Source organism: Candidatus Accumulibacter similis (assembly GCA_013347225.1).
GTDB classification, from domain to species: Bacteria; Pseudomonadota; Gammaproteobacteria; order Burkholderiales; family Rhodocyclaceae; genus Accumulibacter; species Accumulibacter similis.
In genome coordinates this window covers 1,536,709-1,559,157 of sequence record CP054595.1, presented here as the reverse complement: position 1 = coordinate 1,559,157, position 22,449 = coordinate 1,536,709, and the positions used below count along the sequence as shown (strand labels likewise).

General features: G+C 67.2%; 21 protein-coding genes. 14 read left to right on the top strand and 7 right to left on the bottom strand.

Annotated features, from left to right (window positions below):
• Positions 1-91: 91 nt before the first annotated feature.
• From HT579_07230 to HT579_07210, 5 genes are all read left to right on the top strand, one after another.
• Entirely contained in the window at positions 92-1,099 is a 1,008-nt protein-coding gene (locus tag HT579_07230) for a PstS family phosphate ABC transporter substrate-binding protein (GenBank protein QKS28731.1), read from the top strand.
• An 88-nt stretch (positions 1,100-1,187) separates the two neighbouring features.
• Positions 1,188-2,156, top strand: coding sequence for a phosphate ABC transporter permease subunit PstC (gene pstC, locus HT579_07225; protein QKS28730.1), 969 nt, complete (start codon positions 1,188-1,190; stop codon positions 2,154-2,156).
• A gap of 2 nt (positions 2,157-2,158) precedes the next feature.
• Complete coding sequence (gene pstA / locus HT579_07220; protein QKS28729.1) at positions 2,159-3,109, top strand: phosphate ABC transporter permease PstA; 951 nt, start codon at positions 2,159-2,161, stop codon at positions 3,107-3,109.
• A gap of 31 nt (positions 3,110-3,140) precedes the next feature.
• Entirely contained in the window at positions 3,141-3,938 is a 798-nt protein-coding gene (gene pstB / locus HT579_07215; GenBank protein ID QKS28728.1) for a phosphate ABC transporter ATP-binding protein, read from the top strand.
• Positions 3,939-4,512: 574 nt separating this feature from the next.
• Entirely contained in the window at positions 4,513-5,532 is a 1,020-nt protein-coding gene (locus HT579_07210) for a PEP-CTERM sorting domain-containing protein (GenBank protein ID QKS28727.1), read from the top strand.
• Positions 5,533-6,201: 669 nt separating this feature from the next.
• Here the strand turns inward: HT579_07210 and HT579_07205 are convergent.
• The 5 genes from HT579_07205 to HT579_07185 all read right to left on the bottom strand — a co-directional run bounded on the left by HT579_07205 (position 6,202) and on the right by HT579_07185 (position 13,984).
• Positions 6,202-7,236: an alpha/beta fold hydrolase gene (locus tag HT579_07205; protein ID QKS28726.1), complete on the bottom strand. Its 1,035-nt coding sequence runs from the start codon at positions 7,234-7,236 to the stop codon at positions 6,202-6,204.
• Positions 7,236-8,027: an alpha/beta hydrolase gene (locus HT579_07200; GenBank protein ID QKS28725.1), complete on the bottom strand. Its 792-nt coding sequence runs from the start codon at positions 8,025-8,027 to the stop codon at positions 7,236-7,238. Before HT579_07200 ends, HT579_07205 begins: the two co-directional genes overlap by 1 nt.
• Before the next feature lie 5 nt (positions 8,028-8,032).
• A complete protein-coding gene (locus HT579_07195; protein ID QKS31548.1) occupies positions 8,033-9,553 on the bottom strand; it encodes a wax ester/triacylglycerol synthase family O-acyltransferase in 1,521 nt (506 codons plus the stop codon).
• A 184-nt stretch (positions 9,554-9,737) separates the two neighbouring features.
• Positions 9,738-12,818, bottom strand: a complete 3,081-nt coding sequence (locus tag HT579_07190; protein ID QKS28724.1) for an efflux RND transporter permease subunit — start codon at positions 12,816-12,818, stop codon at positions 9,738-9,740.
• Positions 12,815-13,984 carry an efflux RND transporter periplasmic adaptor subunit gene (locus HT579_07185; protein ID QKS28723.1) on the bottom strand — a complete coding sequence of 390 codons (1,170 nt, stop codon included), beginning with the start codon at positions 13,982-13,984 and terminating at the stop codon, positions 12,815-12,817. The genes HT579_07190 and HT579_07185 overlap by 4 nt, the downstream gene beginning before the upstream one ends.
• A gap of 273 nt (positions 13,985-14,257) precedes the next feature.
• Here HT579_07185 and HT579_07180 point away from each other — a divergent pair, with 273 nt between their 5' ends.
• Positions 14,258-14,599 (top strand): hypothetical protein, encoded by a 342-nt coding sequence (locus tag HT579_07180; protein ID QKS28722.1) that lies wholly within the window; start codon positions 14,258-14,260, stop codon positions 14,597-14,599.
• A gap of 155 nt (positions 14,600-14,754) precedes the next feature.
• On the opposite strand, the gene purM is transcribed toward HT579_07180, so the two are convergent.
• Entirely contained in the window at positions 14,755-15,792 is a 1,038-nt protein-coding gene (gene purM, locus HT579_07175) for a phosphoribosylformylglycinamidine cyclo-ligase (GenBank protein ID QKS28721.1), read from the bottom strand.
• 143 nt (positions 15,793-15,935) lie between these two features.
• On the opposite strand from purM, the gene hda reads away from it, so the two are divergent.
• The 4 genes from hda (at position 15,936) to folK (ending at position 19,243) form a co-directional block, all read left to right on the top strand.
• A complete protein-coding gene (hda, locus tag HT579_07170) occupies positions 15,936-16,592 on the top strand; it encodes a DnaA regulatory inactivator Hda (protein ID QKS28720.1) in 657 nt (218 codons plus the stop codon).
• A gap of 17 nt (positions 16,593-16,609) precedes the next feature.
• On the top strand, positions 16,610-17,275 hold the full coding sequence (locus HT579_07165; GenBank protein QKS28719.1) for an HAD family hydrolase: 666 nt from the start codon (positions 16,610-16,612) through the stop codon (positions 17,273-17,275).
• Between the two features lie 86 nt (positions 17,276-17,361).
• The gene (gene pcnB, locus HT579_07160) at positions 17,362-18,711 is read left to right on the top strand and encodes a polynucleotide adenylyltransferase PcnB (protein QKS28718.1); all 1,350 of its coding nucleotides are present in this window, start codon (positions 17,362-17,364) and stop codon (positions 18,709-18,711) included.
• Between the two features lie 37 nt (positions 18,712-18,748).
• On the top strand, positions 18,749-19,243 hold the full coding sequence (folK, locus tag HT579_07155; protein ID QKS31547.1) for a 2-amino-4-hydroxy-6-hydroxymethyldihydropteridine diphosphokinase: 495 nt from the start codon (positions 18,749-18,751) through the stop codon (positions 19,241-19,243).
• Positions 19,244-19,291: 48 nt separating this feature from the next.
• On the opposite strand, the gene HT579_07150 is transcribed toward folK, so the two are convergent.
• Entirely contained in the window at positions 19,292-19,537 is a 246-nt protein-coding gene (locus HT579_07150; protein ID QKS28717.1) for a hypothetical protein, read from the bottom strand.
• On the opposite strand from HT579_07150, the gene HT579_07145 reads away from it, so the two are divergent.
• The 4 genes from HT579_07145 (at position 19,521) to panB (ending at position 22,432) form a co-directional block, all read left to right on the top strand.
• A complete protein-coding gene (locus HT579_07145) occupies positions 19,521-19,715 on the top strand; it encodes a hypothetical protein (protein QKS27481.1) in 195 nt (64 codons plus the stop codon). The genes HT579_07150 and HT579_07145 overlap by 17 nt on opposite strands.
• Before the next feature lie 103 nt (positions 19,716-19,818).
• A complete protein-coding gene (locus tag HT579_07140; GenBank protein QKS28716.1) occupies positions 19,819-20,940 on the top strand; it encodes a CZB domain-containing protein in 1,122 nt (373 codons plus the stop codon).
• Positions 20,941-20,964: 24 nt separating this feature from the next.
• Positions 20,965-21,615, top strand: a complete 651-nt coding sequence (locus HT579_07135; GenBank protein QKS28715.1) for a deoxynucleoside kinase — start codon at positions 20,965-20,967, stop codon at positions 21,613-21,615.
• A gap of 4 nt (positions 21,616-21,619) precedes the next feature.
• The gene (gene panB, locus HT579_07130) at positions 21,620-22,432 is read left to right on the top strand and encodes a 3-methyl-2-oxobutanoate hydroxymethyltransferase (protein QKS28714.1); all 813 of its coding nucleotides are present in this window, start codon (positions 21,620-21,622) and stop codon (positions 22,430-22,432) included.
• Positions 22,433-22,449: the final 17 nt, after the last annotated feature.

The window sequence follows — 22,449 nt, the reverse complement described above, 5'->3', positions numbered from 1 at the left end:
CGGCGCTGCAAGCGGGAGCTCGACCGTCATCAGGCTGTCACAGCGGCGCCGCACACTCTGGCCTGCGATCACAACACGCCAACAGGAGCACATGATGAATCAGCCTGCACGCCAATCGACTGCCGCCGTCATCGCCATGCTGGGCGGCCTGCTTCTCGGCCCGTCGGCCTTCGCCGCGCCACCCGTGGTCAAGGTCGACGGTTCGAGTACCGTCTTCCCGATCACCGAAGCGGTCGCCGAAGAGTTCCAGAAGGCCCGCAAGGGTGCGATCAACGTCACCGTCGGCATCTCCGGCACCGGCGGCGGCTTCAAGAAGTTCTGCCGTGGCGAGACCGACATCGCCAACGCCTCGCGGCCGATCCTGAAGAAGGAGATGGACGACTGCAGCAAGGCCGGCATCCGCTATTACGAGTTGCCGGTCGCCTACGATGCGCTGACGGTGATGGTGAACCCGCAGAACAGCTTCATCAAGAGCATGACCGTCGCCGAACTGAAGAAGATCTGGGAACCCGGCGCCCAGGGCAGGATCAACAGCTGGAAGGACGTCAACCCGGCATGGCCGGACCAGAAGCTCAAGCTCTACGGCGCCGGCGCGGACTCGGGCACCTTCGACTACTTCACCGAAGCGATCGTCGGCAAGGCCAAGTCGAGCCGCGGCGACTACACGGCCTCCGAAGACGACAACGTGCTGGTGCAGGGAATCGCCGGCGACAAGGGGGCGCTCGGCTACTTTGGCTTCGCCTATTACATAGAGAACCAGAAGAAGCTCAAGGCGGTGGCCATCGACGGTGGCAATGGACCGGTCGCGCCGACGCCGGAGAACGTCGATAACGGCAGCTATCAGCCGCTCTCGCGACCGATCTTCATCTACGTCAGCGAGAAGTCGCTCGACAAGCCCGAGATCAGGGATTTCGTCGACTTCTACATGAAGAGCGCGCGACCGCTGGTGCAGGAGGTCAAGTACATCCCGCTGCCGGCGAAAGCCTACAGCCTCAACCTGGACCACATCGCCCGCAAGAAGCTCGGCACCGTCTTCGGCGGCCAGAACGAAACCGGACTGACCATCGAGCAACTGATGAAGCGCGAGGCGCAACTCTGAGGCACGTCCGCAGCCCGGCGACCGGCCCGGCGACGGCGGCAGGGCGTTCGGGCCAGCCGCCGACAGACCGCCGCCAACAGGAATCCACATGATGAGCAGCATCCTTCCCCTGAAACACCCGCCACAGGTCCTGGCGGCGACGCCAGCCACGCTGCGGCAGGGATGGTCGTCGGCACGGCTGCGCCGCCGCCTGGCCGAACGTGCGATCGAGACCCTGCTGTTGCTGGCGGCGATGGTCTCCGTATTCACCACTGCTGCCATTGTCGCGATCCTCGTCTGGGAGTCGGTCGTCTTCTTCCGCAGCGTTCCGCTGCTCGACTTTCTCACCGACACGCAGTGGACGCCGCTCTTCGACGACGCCCACTTCGGCATCCTGGCTCTGCTCTCGGGAACGCTGACGACGACGATCGTCGCGCTGCTGGTCGCGGTGCCGCTCGGCACCATTCTCGCCATCTACCTCTCCGAGTTCGCCCCGTTTCGCGTGCGCGAGGTCGCCAAGCCCTTCCTCGAGCTGCTTGGCGGCATCCCGACGATCGTCTACGGCTACTTCGCACTGCTCTTCGTGACTCCGGTGCTGCAGAGGATCTACCCGGAGCTGCCGGGCTTCAACATGCTCTCGGCCGGACTGGTGATGGGCATCATGATCATTCCCTACGTCAGCTCGCTGTCCGAGGATGCCATGCGGGCAGTGCCGATGCACATGCGCGAAGCCTCCTACGCGATGGGCGCGACGCGGCTGCAGACAGCGCTCTTCGTCGTCACTCCGGCGGCGCTTTCGGGCCTCGCCTCTTCCTACATCCTCGGCATCTCGCGCGCCGTCGGCGAGACCATGGTCGTCGCCATCGCCGCCGGCATGCAGCCGAACTTCAGCTTCGACCCACGCGAACCGGCCGCGACGATCACCGCCTACATCGTGCAGGTGGCGCTCGGCGACCTGCCGCACGGATCGATCGGTTACCAGACGATCTTCGCCGCCGGCCTGACGCTGCTGCTGATCACCCTCGTGTTCAACATCATCGGCCACTTCCTGCGCAAACATTTCCGCGAGGCCTACTGAGCATGATTCCGAAATCGATTGGCGCTTCCGCCTCCGAATCCGGCGTCGCCGAACTGCGGCGCCTGATCGCCCGCCACAAGATGTGGGACTGGCTCTTCGGCCTGCTCGGCACCCTTGCCCTGCTGTTCGCGACCCTGGTCTTCGCCGCGCTCTTCGGCCAGATGCTGATCAACGGCGCGCCGCACCTGTCGTGGGATTTCTTCACCAGCTTTCCCTCGCGCCGCGCGGCCAGCGCCGGCATCCTCTCGGCCTGGGTGGGAACGGTCCTGGTGATGCTGGTGACGGCGCTCGTCGCCGTGCCACTCGGCATCGGTGCGGGCATCTACCTCGAGGAGTACGCGCGCAAGAACCTGCTGACCGACATCATCGAGATCAACGTCACCAACCTCGCCGGCGTGCCGTCGATCATCTACGGTCTGCTCGCTCTCGGTCTTTTCGTCTACCAGTTCGGACTCGGCCAGAGCATCGCCGCCGCCGGGCTGACGCTCGCCCTGCTGATCCTGCCGGTGGTCATCGTCGCCACGCGCGAGGCGATCCGCACCATCCCGCAGAACATCCGCGAAGGGGCCTACGCCTGCGGCTCGAGCAAATGGCAAGTGGTCTCGCACCACATCATCCCCTACTCCCTGCCGGGCATCATGACGGGGGTCATCATCGGCCTCGCCCGGGCGATCGGCGAGACGGCACCGATCATCACCATCGGCGCGCTGACCTTCATCGCCTTCCTGCCACCGTCGCCGTTCTCCAGCCCCGATCACCTGCTCTCCTTCGAGTGGCTGCTGGCACCCTTCACCGTCATGCCGATCCAGATGTTCAACTGGATCTCGCGGCCCGAGGAAGCCTTCCAGGCCAACGCCGCCGCTGCCGGACTGGTGCTGCTGCTGATGACGCTGTCGATGAACGCCCTCGCCATCTGGATTCGTCATCACTTCCGCAAGAAGATCAAATGGTGAGCCAGAGGCTTGCCACGACAGGACCATCATCGTGAATACCGAGACCTTCCCCACCGCGAAAGCCGGCGCCGAACTGAAGGCGCAGGCAAAAGCCCTGAGCTTCTATTACGGCGACTTCCAGGCGCTGAAGAACATCGACTTCCCGGTCGAGAGAAACCAGGTGACCGCGCTCATCGGCCCCTCCGGCTGCGGCAAGTCGACCTTCCTGCGCTGCTTCAACCGCATGCACGACCTCTACCCGAACATGCGCTACGAAGGCGAGATCCTGCTCTATCCCGACGGCGTCAACATCGTCGACCGGCACGTCGATCCGATCGAGGTGCGCATGCGCATCTCGATGGTCTTCCAGAAACCGAATCCCTTCCCGAAGTCGATCTACGAGAACGTCGCCTACGGCCTGCGCGTTCGCGGCGTCCGCAACCGCTCGCTGATCGACGAGAAGGTCGAGGAGGCGCTGCGCGCCGCCGCCCTCTGGGGTGAGGTCCGCGACCGCCTCGACGATCTCGCGTTCAATCTCTCCGGCGGCCAGCAGCAGCGCCTGTGCATCGCCCGCGCGCTGGCGACCGACCCCGAGATCCTGCTCTTCGACGAACCCACCTCGGCGCTCGACCCGATCGCCACGGCCAAGATCGAGGAACTGGTCAGCGAGCTCAAGGAAAAGGTCACCATCCTGATCGTCACCCACAACATGCAGCAGGCGGCGCGCGTCTCGGCCTACACGGCGTTCATGTACATCGGCGAACTGATCGAGTTCGACGACACCAAACGCATCTTCACCAACCCGTCGTCGAAACTCACCGAGGAGTACATCACCGGCCGCTTTGGCTGACGCATGAAACGGTGGCAGTACACTCAATAGCGAATTCGTTGGCAGCATGAGTTGCAATTGGGATGAACATCGCTGAAGCGGCAACGGGTCACGGGAGCGACTGCTCAGTGTCACTGGCGTCTCTAGATCTCGCTCTCCGTCTCGGCAAATCAAGTTTGCTGTCACCGTAAGTTGGCGCGCCCGCAACTCATCGGCGCGCGTCTTGTTCTTCGTCAAACCGGAAGCACCATTCCGGGATTGTCGGGCTCAGACCCTGTCCATCCAACCACCTTGACACTTGGCAGTAGACCGGCGGCGGCCGCGCTTCCCGCTGGCACCGATGGCGATGCCGAAAAAATTTACACTGCTGCGCCAGAAACTCCTTGGAGACATTCCAATTCACTGATCTAAAGAGTTATTCACGCACTGGCGCGAAAATTGCTTCCATTCGCATCACACGTAATTGCGATCGAAATCGCCTGCGGATCGTCCACCAAAAGCTTGCCCGGGCGTCCCACGCCGCCCAGCGCGATCGTCTTGTACTGCGACCCGGCGGAAAGCAGCGTGTCCTTCCCACCCCAACCATGGAGCCCTGATGATGACTGGACCCAGCACTCTCCGTTTCGGCAGCTTTCTCCTCGCCCTCCCCATCTTCGCCGTGCTCGCGCAACCGGCGCAAGCGCAATCCGTCACTCCCGGGTTCGCCGCCGACTACTCCCTGACCGATCTCGGGCCAGTGTCGGGAGTCCCGGTCTTTTATGGTGGACTGACCTTCAAAGCCGGCGATCCGGGCAAGATCCTGATTGGTGGTTTGGCCAACGAAGCGGGTGGCCTGATTTACGAAGCCAGCGTCGTTCGCGGGATCGACAGCCACATCACCGGTTTCTCCGGAACCGCTGCCGCGATCGGCACAGTCGGCACCTACAACGACGGCGGCGTGGTTTATGGCCCAGGCGGCGTACTCTTTACCTCGCAGTGGCCGGTCAACAAACTCGGCCAGACCAAGCCGGGCAACACGAGTGAAGACAAAGTCATCGATCTGGCACCGCTGGGCGTCGCTGCATCGCATTCGGCGCTGAATTTCGTTCCTGCAGGCTTCGGTGGTGCCGGCCAGATGAAACTCGTCTCCTGGGCAGGTGGCGAGTTCTACCGGGCAATCTATGCGCCTGATGGCAGCGGCACCTTCGACATCAGCAGCGTCACTCAGATCGACCTCGACACGACGACGCCAGGCGTGGTCGACACCCTGCCCGGAGGGCCGGAAGGCTTCGTCTATATCACTGCGGGAAACCCCGGCTTCAGCGCCAACGCCATGCTACTGTCCGAGTTCAGCACCGGCAAGATCGTCGCCTACGACCTGGACAGCGAAGGCAACCCGCTCGTTGTCACCCGCCGCGAACTGGTGATCGACCTCCAAGGCGCCGAGGGTGCAGCAATCGACCCGCTGACCGGCGATTTTCTGTTTTCCACTTTTGGTGCCACTGGCGGCGACCATGTCGTCGTCCTTCGTGGGTTTACCGAGCTGCCGCCTGGACTGCCCGAGCCGGCGAGTGCCCTGCTGCTGGCGGCGGGACTTGCCGGGCTGATGCTGCAGCGACGCAAGGCAGGCGCCTGACTCGCGACCGGCGAAGAGGTTGCCCCCCACCTCTTCGCCGGGTGACGACGACCCATTCAATCGTGGCGCCGGGGTCAGCGTTCGCGCTCGAAATGCTCGATTGCCAGTCGCGGTGCTTCAACGCCGCATGGATCGTTGCTGGTCAGCCGACAGGCGGTGCGAAACGCGGTTCCTGCCGCTTCGGCGAAATTCAACCGAGTCGCGTCGAAGGCGGCCGTACGGCGACGTAGACGCTCCGTGCGCGCCCTGTCCTTGACGATGCGATCACCACCGACCGCGAAGTCGTCGGCCAATCATGGTGGTGGCAGGCCCTGACGCCAGACTTGGCCGCCAAGCAGACGCGCCATGAGGAGGGTAAGCGAAGCGGTCCCGACCAGCCCTCGATTTCCATGGTCCGGTCGCAATCGGCGCGCGCCATCGTCTCGCCGAAGGCCACCGCGGACGGCTCCCGAAAGCCTTGCAGGTCGCCGCCACGAAGTGTCGCGCCGGCCGTATTGGCTCGTCCGCACGGAGCAGCGGCTACCAGCCAACTCGCTGATCGCTTTCTGCAGGGCGGTCCCGGTTGCGCGGGTGAGTCGTCCTGGCCGAATCCGGCATCGACGCTCGTCCACATTGGCGGATCACGAGTGGGCATCCGACACGGTGGCGAGGTCGCCTCGTCCAGATGAGTCAGGATGCCATGCACGACTCGTGACAGCCCCGCGTCTCGACGGACTCGCACTTACCGGCTTCGCCTTCACTCGACGCAAGGCTTGACCGGCAGTGTTCGACGATCGCGGCGAGCAGCAGCGCCTGTACGCCGGGCGCCAAGTCGTGGCCCATGCCCTCGATGATCTGCAGACGGGCGCCGGGAATGAGCTGCGCCGTCTCGCGGCCGGCCGACACCGGCAGCAGTGGATCGTCGGCGCCATGCACCACCAGCGTCGGCACCCGGATCGCCGCCAGTTCGCGCCGCCGGTCGCCGGCGGCGATGACGGCCAGGAGCTGCTGCACCTGTCCGCGTGGATGGTACGCACGGCGAAGTCCGCGCTCGACGTGCCGGCGCAGTTCGACCGCATCCGACGGAAAGCCGGGGCTGCCGATGACGCTGAAGACGCGCAGCAGGCGGTCGGCCCGGCTGCGCAGGCAGTCGGGCTTCGCCGGCCGGCTCAGAAGTTGGCGCAGGGCGGCCGGCTTGCCGAGCGAACTCCGCCAGTTGCCGGTCGCCGACATGATCGAACACAGGCTGAGCACATGCTGCGGATGACGGGCCGCCAGGCACTGGCCGACCATGCCACCAAGCGAGACACCCACGATGTGCGCACGCGGCACCTGCAGGGCGTCGAGCAATCCGGCGGCATCGTCGGCCATATCGGCCAGCAGATAGGGTGCCGGTACCGGCAGACGCAGCAGACCGCGAGCGATCGCCAGCAGGAGGCGCGGTCGCTGCCGCCACAGGATGTGTGTCGAACGGCCCGTGTCGCGGTTGTCGAAGCGGATGACGCGAAAACCCTGCTCGACGAGGCGCCGGCAGAATTCGCCCGGCCAGGCGACGAGCTGCATGCCCAGACCCATGATCAGCAGGATCACCGGGGCGTCTTCGTCGCCCAGACTCTGATAGCAGATTTCGATGTCGTTGGCCTTGACGAAGGACTCGCCGGGCAGCGCGTCGTCAACGGCGGGGCTGCTGCCCTCCTCACCCGCCAGCAACGCGAGGCCTGGCATCAGTACTTGGCCCGCCGTCGCGGATCGGGGTAGAGGTAGGTCCTGAATCCCGAGCGGTCGAACGGCTGCCAGGCATCCTCGGGCTGCGCCAGTCGATCGGCAATCGCGTACAGCGTCAACGGGTTCATCCCCATGCCGAGGTGGCTCGCCTGCACCTCGATGTTGTCGGTATGCGGGCTGTCGCGCTCGAGGCTGCACTGCCAGGCGACGACGCCGTCGCTGCGACTGAAGATCGAGGTCGTGGGCACCGGCGGCGGCGCCCGCAGCGGCTCGTGAATGTCCGGTGCACCAATCTTGTGACCGGTCGCCCACTCGTAGATCCGCCAGGCATTGGTCGCCTTCGGATGACCGGTGAAGGGGGTGCCCATGGTGATCACCTGCCGCACGACATCCGGTCGTGCCTTTGCCAGCTCGCGTGCGTAGATGCCGCCAAGGCTCCAGCCGACGAGGCTCAGCGAGCGCCCGTGCTCGCGTGCCAGCCGGTCGAGCAGGTCGAGGCAGGCATCGATCACCCCATCGCGTGGCCCGCGGTTGATTCCCAGGCCCCAGGGGTACACGGCGTAGCCGCGACTGCGCAGATAGTTGCGCAACGGCAGGGTCGACAGGTCACCGGTGATCAGGCCTGGAAAGACCAGCACCGGATGGCCGTCGCCACGCGGCGCCATGCTCAGCAGCGGTGTCGCCGCAATGCTCGCTCCATACTCCCAGCCGGCACGCATCTCGAGCGCCAGACGCAGCCAGCCGGGCGAGCGCAACAAACCCAGTTCATACCACTGATGGGGCTCGTACATGGCGCTCACTCTCCTCCCGTTGTGGATCTTCGGCGCGTTGCGCCGCGCGCAGTCGCCGCCGGCGTTGCCGGGCTCGACCGGGTGGACGCCGCCGGCCGGCGGGCACGACGCTGCGCTGGCTCGGCTGCCGGCGGCGCCGTCGGCAGCCGAGCCAGCTCGTCGTAGGCGGCCCGCAGCGCCTTCGCCAGCGACTGCACCTCCGGTACCGCCGCCGGCGCCACCGTCAGGCCGAAATCGAGCGCGTCGCAATAGCTGAAAACCGTGATGTTGAGCCCGAGGCCGTGCGTGACGATGCTCAACGGCCAGCAGGCACGGACTCGCCCGCCGGCCAGGTACAACGCTTGCCGCGGCCCCGGCACATTGGAAATCGCCAGATTGGCCAGCGGCGTGAGGTGCGCGGCCAGCCGCGAACGACCGTAAAGCGACGCCAGGCCGCCAACGACCCAGGGCACGCCGAGCGACGGAAAATCGGTCGGGATGATCGCTCGGGCGTGCCGGGTCAATGCCTTCGCCGCACCGGCAGCGGCGCGTACCGCCTGCAGTCGGCGCAGCGGGTCGGCGACATGGGTCGCCAGGCGGACCAGGGTCAGCGTCGCCTGGATCGTCGTCTCGGTGTTTCCGGCATCGCGCAGCGAGACCGGCATCGTCGCCAGCAGCGACTTGCGCGGTACGCCGCCGTGCGCCGCCAGGTATTCGCGTACGGCGGTGCTGCACAGCGTCAGGACGACATCGTTGAGCGTCGCCGCGTGCCGCTCGGCGATGGCTCTGACGCCGGCAAGTGGCAGCGATACGGCAGCGAAGTCGCGCTCGGCAGTGATCGGAACATTGAGCGGCGTGCGCGGCCCGAAGCCCAGATTCTGCCCCATTCCCGCAGCCGGCCGCGCGCCGCCGCGCGCGACCAGCCCGGCGAGCAGCCGCATCCCCGACGGCAGGTGACGGAGAAATTTCAGCGACTGGGCAGCGGTGTGGCGCAGAGTGCTGGCGAGCCGCTCGCCGACGCCCGCACGCTCCGCTTCGCCGACCAGCGTCCGCCAGTCGGCTGGCACCGGCCACGGCTCGGCGCTGTCGTCGAAGATCGACGCCGCCAGCCCGAGACCGGAGATGCCGTCGACGGCCGCATGATGGACTTTCAGGTAGATCGCCACCTCGCCGTCGGTCAGCCCGTCGATGATCGCCAGCTCCCACAGCGGACGGCGGCGATCGAGAACCCTCGAATGCAGGGCAGCGGCGCAGGCCTGCAGCTCGGCGAGACCGCCGGGCGCTGGCAGCACGATCCGCTGCAGATGCTGCGCGAAATCCGGGACGCCACCGTCGATCCACAGCGGATTGGCAAGATGCAGCGGCAGCGCCGCCAACCGGGCACGAAAGAATGGCGACAACGCCAGCCGGGGCAGCAACTGACGCTCGATCTCGCCGGCAAAGTCCGCCACCTTGCCGCGTGGCGGCTCGAGGACGTACAGCGCGGCGACGTGCATCGGCGTCGCCGGCGTTTCCAGGTGCAGGAACAGGCCGTCGAGACCGCTCATGTTCTTCATCGAAGACCCCGCTGCACTGTCATTCCGTGAACCGGGCGCCTGTCGAAGGCGCGACCCTGGCCGGCCGGCAGCAGTTTGCGACGAGCGGTTGCCAGCGCGCGTCCGCCCGTCGTCCCTGGTCCCGGCCTCGATGAAGTGCCGTGAACGCGCGGCGCGGCACACTTGGTCACAACGCTCACGACACCGGCGCTGTCACCGCCTCGCCGACGCCGGCAGCCCTTCCCTTGCGCCGGGCGAGCAGCGTATACACGGTCGGCACGACGAAGAGCGTGAAGAAGGTGCCAAGCAGCAGGCCGCCGACGATCACCCAGCCGATCTGCTGCCGGCTCTCGGCACCGGCACCGCGCGCCAGTGCCAGCGGGATCGTCCCGAGAACCATCGCGCCGGTGGTCATCAGGATCGGTCGCAGGCGCAACTCGGAAGCCTCGATCACCGCCTGCCGGATCTCCTGCCCGCGCTCCTGCAACTGGTTGGCGAACTCGACGATCAGGATGCCGTGCTTGGTGATCAGCCCGACCAGCGTCACCAGTCCGATCTGGCTGTAGACGTTGAGCGTGCCGCCACTGAGCAGCAGCGCCAGCAGTGCGCCGGTCATCGACAGCGGCACGGTGAGCATGATGATCAGCGGATCACGGAAGCTCTCGAACTGCGCCGCCAGCACGAGGTAGATGAAGGCCAGCGCAAGGACGAAGGTCAGCGCCAGCGACGACGACGACAGCTTGAACTCGCGCGACTGGCCTGCATAGTCCACCGCGTAGCCCGCCGGCAGCACGCGCGCCGCCGCCTCTTCGAGGAACTTCAGGCCCTCGCCCATGGTGTAACCCGGATTCAGGTTGGCGGTGATGATCACCGCGCGCCGCTGGCCGAAGTGGTTCAGTTCTCGCGGACTGACGGTCTCGTCCACCGTCAGCAGGTTGGCGAGCGGGATCATGCTGCCGTCGCGCGCGCGGACGAAGATGTCGCGAATGTCGGATGGTGTCGTGCGCTCGGTGCTGGCGACCTGGACGATGACGTCGTACTGTTCGCCCTCGCGCTTGAAGCGCGTCACCTGGCGACCGCCAAGCATGGTTTCGAGCGTGCGACCGACGGTCTCGATCTGTACGCCGGTGTCCATCGCCTTGTCGCGGTTGACGATCACCGACAGTTCCGGCTTGTTCAGCTTGAGATCGGTATCGACATTGGTGAAGCCGGGGTTCTTCGCCACCTCGTCGAGGATCTTCGCCGTCATCTGCTCGAGTTCGGCATAGGAACCCGAGGTGACGATGACGAAATTGATCGGCCGCTCGCGCGGACTCTGCCCAAGCGACGGCGGCAGGACGGGGAAGGCCATGACGCCGGGAATGCCCATGAACTGCGGAAACAGCTCCTTGACGACCGCCGCCGAATTGCGCTGCCGCTCCGCCCAATCGACCAGACCGACGAAGGAGATTCCCTGACCGACCGTCGGATTGCCGGCCACGACGAAATAGCGCTCGATGTCCGGGGTACGGGCGTAGACGTCCTCGAGCTGACGCGCATAGCGGTCGGTGTAGTCGAGGGTGGCGCCCTCGGGACCGAGGAAGACGCCGATGATGACACCGCGGTCCTCGATCGGTGCCAGTTCCGACTTCAGCGCGCCGAGGAGAACGACGTTCGAGCCGGCGACCAGGGCAAACACGAGCATGACCAGCCAGCGCCGCCGCAGTGCCGCCGTCAGCGCCCGGCGATAGGCGGCCGTCAGCGCCGCCAGCAGCTTCTCGACCCACAGGTAGGCGCGGCCGTGCGCCGTCTCGTGTCGCAGCAGCAGGGAACACATCATCGGCGACAGCGTGAGCGCGACGAAGCCCGATACCAGCACCGCACCGGCGAGGGTCAGCGCGAACTCGACGAAGAGCTTGCCGGTTCGGCCGGTCATGAAAGCCACCGGTGCATACACCGCCGCGAGCGTGATGGTCATCGCGACGACGGCGAAGCCGATCTCCTGGGCCCCCTGGAAGGCCGCCTGACGTCGCGGCATCCCGGCTTCGATGTGACGGTAGATGTTCTCGAGGACGACGATCGCATCGTCGACGACGAGGCCGATCGCCAGCACCAGCGCCAGCAGGGTCAGCGTGTTGATGCTGAAACCCAGCACCAGCATCAGCGCAAAGGCGCCGATCAGCGATACCGGGATCGTCACCAGCGGGATCAGCGTCGCCCGCAGGTTGCGCAGGAAGAAGAAGATGATCAACAGGACGAGCAGCATCGCCTCGCCGATGGTCTTGAAGACGGCATCGATCGAACGGTCGATGAACACCGACGAGTCATAGGCGATGTTCGCGGTCATTCCCGGGGGCAGGTCGGCGACGAGCTTCGGTACCTCGGCGCGCAAGGCGCGCGACAGCTCGAGCGGGTTGGCGGTGGCCTGCTTGATGACGCCGAGAGCGACCGCCGGCCGCCCCTTGAAACGAACGCTGCTGCGCTCGGAGGCGGCGCCGATCTCGACGCGACCGAGGTCGGCGATGCGCACCGGGTAGCTGCCGCGGGCGTCGGCGGCCTGCTTGACGATGATCTCGGCGAACTGCTCCGGCTGTGCCAGGTCGGTGCGCGCGACCACCGAGAACTCGCGGCTCTCGCTCTCGATGCGGCCGGCCGGCACCTCGACGTTCTGACGCCGCAGCGCGTCCTCGACATCCTGCGGCGTCAGGCCGTACGCCGCCAGGCGGTCGCGATCGAGCCAGATGCGCATGGCGAACTTGCGTTCGCCGAAGACACGCACGTCGGCGGCACCCGGCAACGTCTGCAGGCGCGGCTTGACGACGCGGTTGGCGAAATCCGTGACCTCGAGCGCCGAGTGCTTGTCGGACGAAAAAGCCAGCCAGATGATCGGGTTGGCATCGGCCTCGACCTTGGCGATGACCGGCTCGTCGATGGCAGTCGGCAGCTTGTTGCGCACGCGCGACACGCGGTCGCGCACGTCGGCCGCCGCCGAGTCGGGGTTGCGCTCGAGCTTGAAGCGCACCGAGATCTGGCTGTTCTCCTGCCGCGAGATCGAGGTGATGACGTCGACCCCCTCGATGCCGGCGAGCGAATCCTCGAGTGGCTTGCTGACCTGCGACTCCATGATCTCCGCCGACGCGCCGCGGTAGGTGGTATCGACCGTCACCACCGGCTCGTCGATCTTCGGATACTCGCGCACCGGCAGGCGCGTGTAGGAAACCAGTCCGACGAGCATGATCGCCAGCGACAGGACGGTCGCGAACACCGGTCGCCGGATGCACAGGTCGGAAATCTTCATCTGCCCGCTCCTGCCGCAGCGGCAGCGCCGCTCGCTGCCGGCTGCGGCGCCGTCGCTGGCGGCGACGCGGCTTCCCCGAGCGTGCGCACGGCGGCACCGTCGCGCAGCTTCATCTGTCCGGCGGTGACCACTTCATCGCCGGCGCTCAGCCCCTCGACCACCTCGACCAGGGCATCGCGCCGCATGCCGGTGCGGATCGCCGTCCGCCGTGCCTGGCCATCGACGACGCGATAGACGTACGGCAGCTTGCTGTCCGGGACCACCGCCTGTTCCGGCAGCAACAGGACGTTGCTGCGCTTCTCGAAGATCAGGCGCACGCGGACGAACATGCCGGGCCGCAGGTGCCCGTCGCCGTTGGCCATCCGGGCGCGCAGCGCGATCGCCCGGCCACCGGCCTCGACCAGCGGGTTGATCGCTTCGAGGACGCCGGTGAAGAGCTGTCCCGGCAGCGCGTCGCTCGACACCTCGAGCTGCTGCCCGGGGCGGAGCTGCGGCAGATACGATTCGGGCAGGCGGAAATCGATCTTCAGCGTCGCGATGTCCTCGATATTGACCAGATCCTGCCCTTCCTTGACGTAGTCGCCGACGCTGATGTTGCGAATGCCGACGATCCCCGCGAATGGTGCCCGCAGGCGCGTGCGGTCGAACTTCGCCTGCGCCAGGGCCAGCGCCGCCTCCTGCACCTTCAGCGTCGCCTCGGCATTGTCGAGGGCCTGCTGGCTGATGAAAGTGCGGGCGAAGAGATCCTGGCTGCGTTTGAAGTTGGCCTGTGCCAGCCCGAGGCTGGCGCGCGCCTGGTCCACCTCGGCCGCCTGCGTCGCCGCATCCAGGGCCACCAGCAGCGCGCCCCTGGCGACCGCCGTACCGTCACGAAAATTGATCGCCGCGATCCGTCCCGGCACTTCCGGGCGCAGGACGACCGACTCGTTCGAGCGCAGCGAGCCGACCGCGCTCGCCTCGAGTGCCAGCTCGGCGGCCTGCACCCGTGCCGTTTCGACGTGCGGTGCCGGTGGCGGGCCGCCGGCCTGCCCGCCCGCGGCCCCTTTTCCCGCCGGCGCCCCCGGCAACGCCGGCGCGCGGAAGCTGAGGTAGGCAAAGGTACTCAGCCCGACGAGGCCAGCCACAGCCACTGCCAGAACCAGCACCCGCTTTTTCCTGCTCGACATATCGATCCGCATCTCCCGCCAGGCGGGCAATCAGGGTTGGTGGAGCAACGCGCACGGCGCTGCGGCGGCGCGCCAGCCCCTGGCACGCCGTCGCGGGCCGGCGGCAGCGACCCTTTCGCCCCCTGCCGCGACAAAGTTGGCAAGCCGGCACACTTGCCGATACCACTCCGACAGCAGCAATGCTAGAGTATTCCGCAGACGAATCATGAGTTTGATCGTCGGCCCGCCGCCCTTACGGGCAATCGGCAGGCGCCGGCGCATGGAGACCGCAGCATGAGGATTCCAGCCGAAATCATTCCTTTGGTCGGCAACCTGAACAAGGAGGTCGACAACGCGAAGAAGCCAGAACCGGTGGGCGGTGCGGCCGGCCTCGCCAGCAACCTGTCGGCCTCGCCGCAGAACGACCGGGCGCTCGCCGGCAGGGAGCAGGCAGCGCCACCGCGGGCCGACACCGCCGCCGCCACGACCGGCACCCCGGCGGCAGACACCACGGTCGCGGTCGAGCGCCGCCAGGCCGAACGCCGCGTCGAGAACCGGCCGGTACTGCTCGACACGCGGTCGAAGAAAGGCCGCCGCCAGGGCACGGCGAGCGGCCGCATCAACATCAAGGTCTGAGCAGCGCGCCACGCGCCGGTTGCGGTTGCCGCGGCGGCAACGAACGTGCGCCGCCTGCTGCCGGCGAGCGTCAGCATCGTCCAGCCGCCGCTGCCGCGCAGCGTTCGCGCGCGCCCCTGCCGGCGGCGTACTGGCGACGACAGCGCCCCAACCTCTCAGAGAACCACCGTCGCCGCCTCGCCCGCGGCGCGCGGCTCGATGCTGCCAATCGCCAGCGCCGGCTCGCCGGCATCCTGCAGCAGCCGCAGCGCCTGCCCGGCGTCCGCCCGCGCAACGACGACGACCATGCCGATGCCGCAGTTGAAGACACGATGCATCTCGCTTTCGGCAACGCCGCCGGCACGTTGCAGCCAGTCGAAAAGCGGCGGCCGACGCCAGGCGGACTGGACGATCTCGGCCCTGACCGACGCCGGCAGGATGCGCGGCACGTTGCCGGTAAGGCCGCCACCGGTGATGTGCGCCATGCCCTTCACCGGCAACGCGCGCAGCAGGGCCTGCAGCGGCCGGACATAGATGCGCGTCGGCGCCAGGATCGCATCGGCCAGTGTGCCGCCGCCGTCGAAGGCCGCCGACAGGTCGGCCTGCGTGCGGGCGATGATCCGGCGCACCAGCGAATAGCCGTTCGAATGCGCCCCCGACGACGGCAGGCCGATCAGCACGTCTCCGGCGACGATCGCCGACCCGTCGATGATCGCCGACTTCTCGACGACGCCGACGGCAAATCCCGCCAGGTCGTACTCGCCTTCCGGGTACATGCCCGGCATTTCGGCGGTCTCGCCACCGATCAGCGCACAGCCGGCCAGCTCGCAGCCCCTGGCAATGCCGCTGACGACCTCCGCCGCGGTGGCGACGTCGAGCTTGCCGCAGGCGAAGTAGTCGAGGAAGAAGAGCGGCTCGGCACCCTGGACGAGGATGTCGTTGACGCTCATCGCCACCAGGTCGATGCCGATCGTCGCGTGCCGCTGCAGTTCGAAAGCCAGCCGCAGCTTGGTGCCAACGCCGTCGGTACCCGACACCAGCACCGGCTGACGATAGCCGGCGGGCACTTCGAAGAGGGCACCGAAGCCGCCGATGCCGGCCAGCACGCCGGGACGCATGGTCCTTCGGGCAAGCGGCTTGATGCGCTCGACGAGGGCGTCGCCGGCGTCGATATCGACCCCCGCATCACGATAGGTGAGAGATTCCTGAGTCATCCTGAAGGGCGTCCCGAACAAGTCTGGCGGATGCGGTGCAGTGGTAGAATGCGGCACGGCGTTTTCCCGAAGCGGGGATCTTATCCGAAAAGCTCCTCTCGCGGACCGTTCGCCCGCACCCACCGCAGCCTGAAACAGCTCCCATGCGCCAGTTGACCCTCGACCTGCAGCCAGCGGCGCCGCCCAGCCTGGAAAACTACGTCAGCGGCAGCAACGGCGAAGCGCTGACCGCGCTCGCTGCCTGGCTCGCACCCGACAACCGCGAACCGCTGTTCTTCCTCTGGGGCGAAAGCGGTGCCGGCAAGTCACATCTGTTGCAGGCATGCGCCGCCACCTGCAGCGACGCCCGCCTCGACCCGCAACTCGCCAGCCTGCCGACGAGTTCCGGCCTCTGGGCCGTGGACCACCTCGAGGCACTCGCTGATGGCGGCCAGGTCGTCCTCTTCAACCTGATCAATCGCCTGCGCGCCAGTGACGGGCGGCTGCTGCTGGCAGCGCGCCTGCCGCCACGGCTGCTCGAGCTGCGCGAGGACCTGCGCACGCGCCTCGGCAGCGGCCTGGTCTACCGGCTGCGCAGCCTGAGCGACGAGGAAAAGCGGGCCGCTCTCGCCGAGTTGGCGCGGGCACGCGGGCTCGAGCTGTCGCCGGCGGTCATCGACTACCTGTTTGCCCGCGTGCCACGCGACATGCGCAGCCTGACGCAACTGCTGCGGGCGATCGACCAGTTCTCGCTCGAGCACAAGCGGCCGATCAGCCTGCCCCTGCTGCGCGAGGTCCTGCAGACCTCGCCGCCCACCTGACCAGAACGAACACCATCATGGACCTCGTCCTCTTCGACCTCGACAACACCCTGATCGCCGGCGACAGCGACTTTGAGTGGGCGCAGTTCCTGATCGGCAAGGGAATCCTCGACCGCGACCTGTACGAAGCGAAGAACCTTGAGTTCTACGAGCAGTACAAGGCCGGCACGCTCGACATCGACGTCTTCCTCGACTTCCAGCTGCAGCCGCTGTCGCGCTTCCCGCGCAGCCAGCTCGACCTCTGGCAGCGCGAGTTCCTCTCCCGCCACATCCTGCCGCTGGTCAGCGACAAGGCGCGCGCGCTGGTCGGTGGGCATCTCGGTCGCGGCGCTCTGTGCGCCATCGTCACCGCCACCAACAGCTTCGTCACCGGGCCGATCATCCGCGAGTTCGGCATCGCCCACCTGATCGCGACGATCCCGGCACAGGAAGACGGCCGCTTCACCGGCAAGGTGCGTGGCCTGCCGTCGTTCCGGGAAGGCAAGATCGTCCGCGTCGAAGCCTGGCTCGAGGCGATGGGGCTGTGGTGGAGCAGCTTCGAGCGAAGCTGGTTCTACAGCGACTCGCTGAACGACCTGCCGCTGCTGTCGCGGGTCAGCAACCCGGTGGCCGTCGACCCCGACCCCACCCTGCGGGCGCACGCCGCAGACGCCGGCTGGCCGGTTCTCAGCCTGCAGGGGTAGCGCGAGCAAGCATTATCCGGGTCGGTGGAAACGATTTGGGCTATGATGACGGCACAACAGCACGAGAACGAGACAACCCCCCGCTGATGATCCGCAAGTTCATATCCCGCGTCCTCGGACGCAAGAGTGCCGGCAAGCCCAGCGAACCAGCGGTCATCGCCGTCGCCCAGCATGGCCTGCAGCGAGACGACATCAGTCGCGGCAGCCGGCGCACAGTCGAGACCCTGCAGGAAAGCGGTTATCAGGCGTTCATCGTCGGCGGCGCGGTGCGCGACCTGCTCGCCGGCCTGAAGCCGAAGGACTTCGACGTCGCCACCAACGCAACGCCGGAACAGGTGCGCCACTGTTTCCGTCGCTCGCGCATCATCGGCCGCCGCTTCCAGATCGTCCACGTCAACATGGGCGCCGAAACCATCGAGGTCACCACCTTCCGCGGTCATCACGGCGAAAACGGCGGCAGCAAGGCGCTGGTCGACGAGCAGGGGCGGGTGCTGCGCGACAACGTCTTCGGCAGCCAGGCGGAAGACGCCGCGCGGCGCGATTTCACGGTCAATGCCCTGTATTACGACCCTTCTTCGGAAACCATCGTCGATTACCACCACGGCGTCGCCGACCTGCGGCAAAAGACGCTGCGCATGATCGGCGAACCGAAGACCCGCTACCGGGAAGATCCGGTGCGCATGCTGCGCGCCGTCCGCCTGGCTGCCAAACTGGGCCTGTCGATCGATCCCGAGGCGAGGCACCCGATCCGTGAGATGAGCAGCCTGATCGAGAACGTCCCGCCGTCACGCCTGCTCGATGAGATCCTCAAGCTGCTCACCTGCGGGCACGCCGTACGCTGCGTCGCGCAACTGCGCGAGGAAGGGCTGCATCATGGCCTGTTCCCGCTGCTCGACGTCATTCTCGACCAGGCGCTCGGCGAACGTTTCGTCGGCCTGGCGCTCGCCAACACCGATCGCCGGGTGCGCGAGGGCAAGCCGGTGTCACCCGGCTTCCTCTTCGCCACCCTGCTCTGGCACGAAGTGCTCGCCAAGTGGGAACCGCTCAAGGCTGCCGGCGAACCGGTGCTGCCATCGCTGTTGCAGGCGATGGACGAGGTCCTCGATGTGCAGGCGGAGAAGCTGGCGATCACGCGGCGGATCAGCGGCGACATCAAGGACATCTGGGCGCTGCAGCCACGCTTCGAACAGCGTAGCGGCAAGCGCCCCTACGGCATCCTGCAGCAGCCACGCTTCAAGGCGGCCTACGATTTCCTGTTGTTGCGCGTCGAGTCCGGCGAGGTCGCGCGCGAGGTCGGCGACTGGTGGACCGAGTTCCTCGCCGCCAGCGACGAGCGCCGCGCAGCGATGCTGCTGCCGCAGGCGGCAGCAGCGCCCCGGCGTCGCCGCCGCCGTCGCGCCGCGAGCGAGTCGAGCGCAACCAGCCAGGCCGAGTGAAGCACCCGGCAGCGCCATCGGACCTCGGCCGCCCGACCTGAGCCAGGCTTCGCACCTGGCGTTCGTCGCCCTTGGCGCCAACCTGGCCGAACCGCTGGAGCAGGTGCGCGCGGCCGGCGAGGCGCTGGCCGGCCTGCCGCACGCACGACTGCTGCGGATGTCATCGCTCTACCGCACGGCGCCGGTGGGAATCCGCCGCCAGCCCGATTTCATCAATGCCGTCGCCGCGCTCGCGACAACGCTGGCGCCGCATGAACTGCTCGACGCGCTGTTCGTCGTCGAACGGCAATTCGGTCGCCGGCGCGATTTCCCGCAGGCACCGCGGACGCTCGACCTCGACCTGCTGCTCTACGACCAACTGCTGCTCGACAGCGAGCGCCTCAGCCTGCCGCACCCGCGCATGCACCTGCGGGCTTTCGTCATCGCGCCGCTGCTCGAGATCGCGCCGGAGTGCCGCATTCCGGGCCGCGGCAGCGCCGCCGCCTGGCTCCCGGCAGTCAGCCAGCAACGGATCGAAAGACTCGCGCCCTGAGGGTTGGCGACGATTCAATCGGGCGCACTCGTCATGCCGGCTGCAGTGTCACCAGCGTGGGTCGCGGTAGGGCCGCTTCCACCCGCCGTGGCCACGGTATGGCCGCCCCGGCACGACGACCACCGCCGGCGGCGCGGGATAGACACGTGGCGGGCCGACCACGACCGCCGGCGGGTAGCCGTAGGCCGGGGCATACACCGGCGGTGGCGCGGCCACCGGCGGCAGCGGCGTGACGACACAGCCGCCGAGCACGGCGGCAGCCAGCAGGGCAGCGGGAATGGTCTTCATCTTCATGGCCTCCGGGGTCGATAGCCAGTCAACGCGCCAGGGACAGGGACGGCAGGGCGTTTTCGTGACGACATGTTACGATCCGTTGCCGGCACAGGTGGCGGCGCAACAGCGTCCCTTCCTGGCGGCGTGCCCGGACCAGCGTGCGCCGGCTTTTTTGCGTTGCGGCAGCGCGCAAACTTGACCATTCATGGGCCGCTCTGTGTATCCTAGGCGCCGTTCCGGGGTGGTGGCATCGAGCCGCCACCGGAACGCAGGAATAACCAGGAAATCCCCGGGGGGATACGATGCCTTTTTTCGGTGCTGGCGAGAAGATGCGCCGCCTCGAGCGGCGAATCAGCGAGCTCGAGGCGGTGAATGCCGGCCTGCGCGGACAGCTCTCGTCGACGCAGGCGGTGCAGACACAGGCCAGTCAGTTGAACGAGCAGACGAAACGGCAGGCGGCCGAGATGCAGCGCCTGTTCGCGGCCTTCCGCTCCTACCGCGAGTCACTGTCGGACTCGCAGCAGAGCCTGCAGGCGGTGGCCGAGCGCCTGCGTGGCGAGCGGAGCGAAACCTCTGCGGCCACCAGCATGGCGGCGAGCAGCCGCGACTCGGTGAACAGGATCAGCGCCGACCTCAACGAACTTGCCGGCAACTCGCGCCACGCGCTGGCCAAGGTGCTCGGTCTGCAGGGCAGCGCGCAGAAGATCGGCGGCATCGTCCATCTGATCAAGGAGATCGCCGATCAGACCAACCTCCTGGCGCTCAACGCGGCAATCGAAGCGGCGCGCGCGGGCGAGGCCGGCCGCGGCTTCGCCGTGGTTGCCGATGAGGTGAGAAAGCTCGCAGACCGGACGACGCATGCCACCAGCGACATTTCCCAACTGGTGAACACGATCCAGGGCGAAACCGTCGCCGCCCAGAACAGCATCGGTCAGCTCGCCGAGCAGGCGGATTCTTTCAGCGAGCAGGGCCAGCAGGCCTCGACGACGATGTCCGGCATCACCCACCTGGCGCGCAACCTGGAGCAGACGATCACGGTCGCGGCACTGCGCAGCTTCGTCGAACTGGCGAAGATCGACCATCTGCTGTTCAAGTTCGACGTTTATCAGGTGCTCCTGGGAACCACCGACCGGAGCACCGGCGACTTCGCCAGCCATACCGCCTGCCGCCTCGGAAAATGGTACTACGACGGAGAGGGCAGGCACTTTGCGCAGCTCGATGGTTTTCGCGCGATGGAGACGCCGCATGCCGACGTCCACCGCCATGGACGCAACGCCATCGAAGCCCATCAGGCCGGCGATCTGGCCGCCGCAGTGAGCGCGGTCGAGCACATGGAAGCCGCCAGCTCGGGCGTTCAACGGTGCCTCGAGCGCATGGCAGTGGACGGCGCGGGCCGGCCGCAGATCCTGTTCACCCAAGACTGAAGCGCGCCCAGCCCGCTTGCCACCATGCTCCGCAATGCACTCACCGCCGCCAGACGCATTGCCGTCGAGGGCCCGATCGGCGTCGGCAAGACCAGTCTTGCCCACCGCCTCGCCAACCACCTCGACGCGCAACTGCTGCTCGAACAGCCCGAGCACAATCCTTTCATCAGCCGCTTCTATGAAGACCAGGAGCGCTTTGCCCTGGCAACGCAGCTCGCCTTCCTGCTGCAGCGGATTGACCGGCTGCGCTCGCTGCCTGCGGCCGAAGACGACGGCAGGCCTCTGGTCAGCGACTTCCTGCTCGAGAAGGATGCCCTTTTCGCGCTGCTGACGCTCGCCGCGGACGAACATGAGCTGTATCGCCAGATGTACCAGCACCTGGCGCCGCAGCCGCTCCACCCCGATCTGGTGATCTACCTGCAGGCGCGGCCGGAGACGCTGCTCGCCCGCATCCGCAAGCGTGGCCGCGACATGGAGAGGCGCATCGGCGATGCCTACCTCGGCGTCCTCAGCGAAAGCTACATGCGCTTCTTCCACACTTACGAGGCGGCACCGGTGCTGGTGGTCAATTGCGAGAACATCGATTTCGTCGATTCAGACGATGACTTTCAACTGCTCGTCAAGCGCATCGAAGGCATGCGCGGCCAGCGGGAATTCTTCAACCGCGGAGAGTGATTCCATGTCCACACACGTTGCGACGCGCCGCCTGACGCATGTCGACCTTGCCAGGATGCGCGCCAGCGGCGAGAAGATCGCTGTCCTCACCTGCTACGACGCCAGCTTCGCGCAGCTCTGCGAAGCCGCCGGCGTCGATGCCCTGCTCATCGGCGACTCGCTCGGCATGGTTCTGCAGGGCCACGACTCGACCTTGCCCGTCACCCTGGCCGACATCGCCTACCACACCGCGAGCGTCGCCCGCGCCAGCCGGCGACCGCTGGTGATTGCCGACATGCCCTTCGGGACCTTCCAGGAGAGCCCGCGGCGGGCGCTGCGCAACGCCGTCCGGCTGCTGGCCGCCGGCGCGCAGATGGTCAAGCTCGAAGGCGGCAGCGAGATGGCCGAGACCACCCGCTTCCTCACCGCGCGCGGCATCCCGGTCTGCGGGCATGTCGGACTGACGCCGCAGTCGGTGCATCAGCTCGGTGGCTACCGCGTCCAGGGCCGCGATGATGCGGCGGCCGCCCGCCTGCTGGCCGACGCGCTGGCGCAGCAGGAGGCTGGCGCCGGGCTGCTGGTGCTGGAAGCGATCCCCGAGGCCCTGGCAGCGGAAGTGAGCGACCGGCTCGCCGTGCCGACGATCGGCATCGGCGCCAGCCGCGCGTGCTCGGGACAGGTCCTCGTCCTGCACGACATGCTCGACATCTCGACCGGCAGGAAGGCGCGCTTCGTCCGCAACTTCATGCTCGGCCAACCGTCGATCGCGGCGGCGATCGCCGCCTACGTCGCAGCGGTCAAGGATGGCAGCTTCCCCGCAGCCGAGCACTGCTACTGAGTCACCGGCGAGCGACC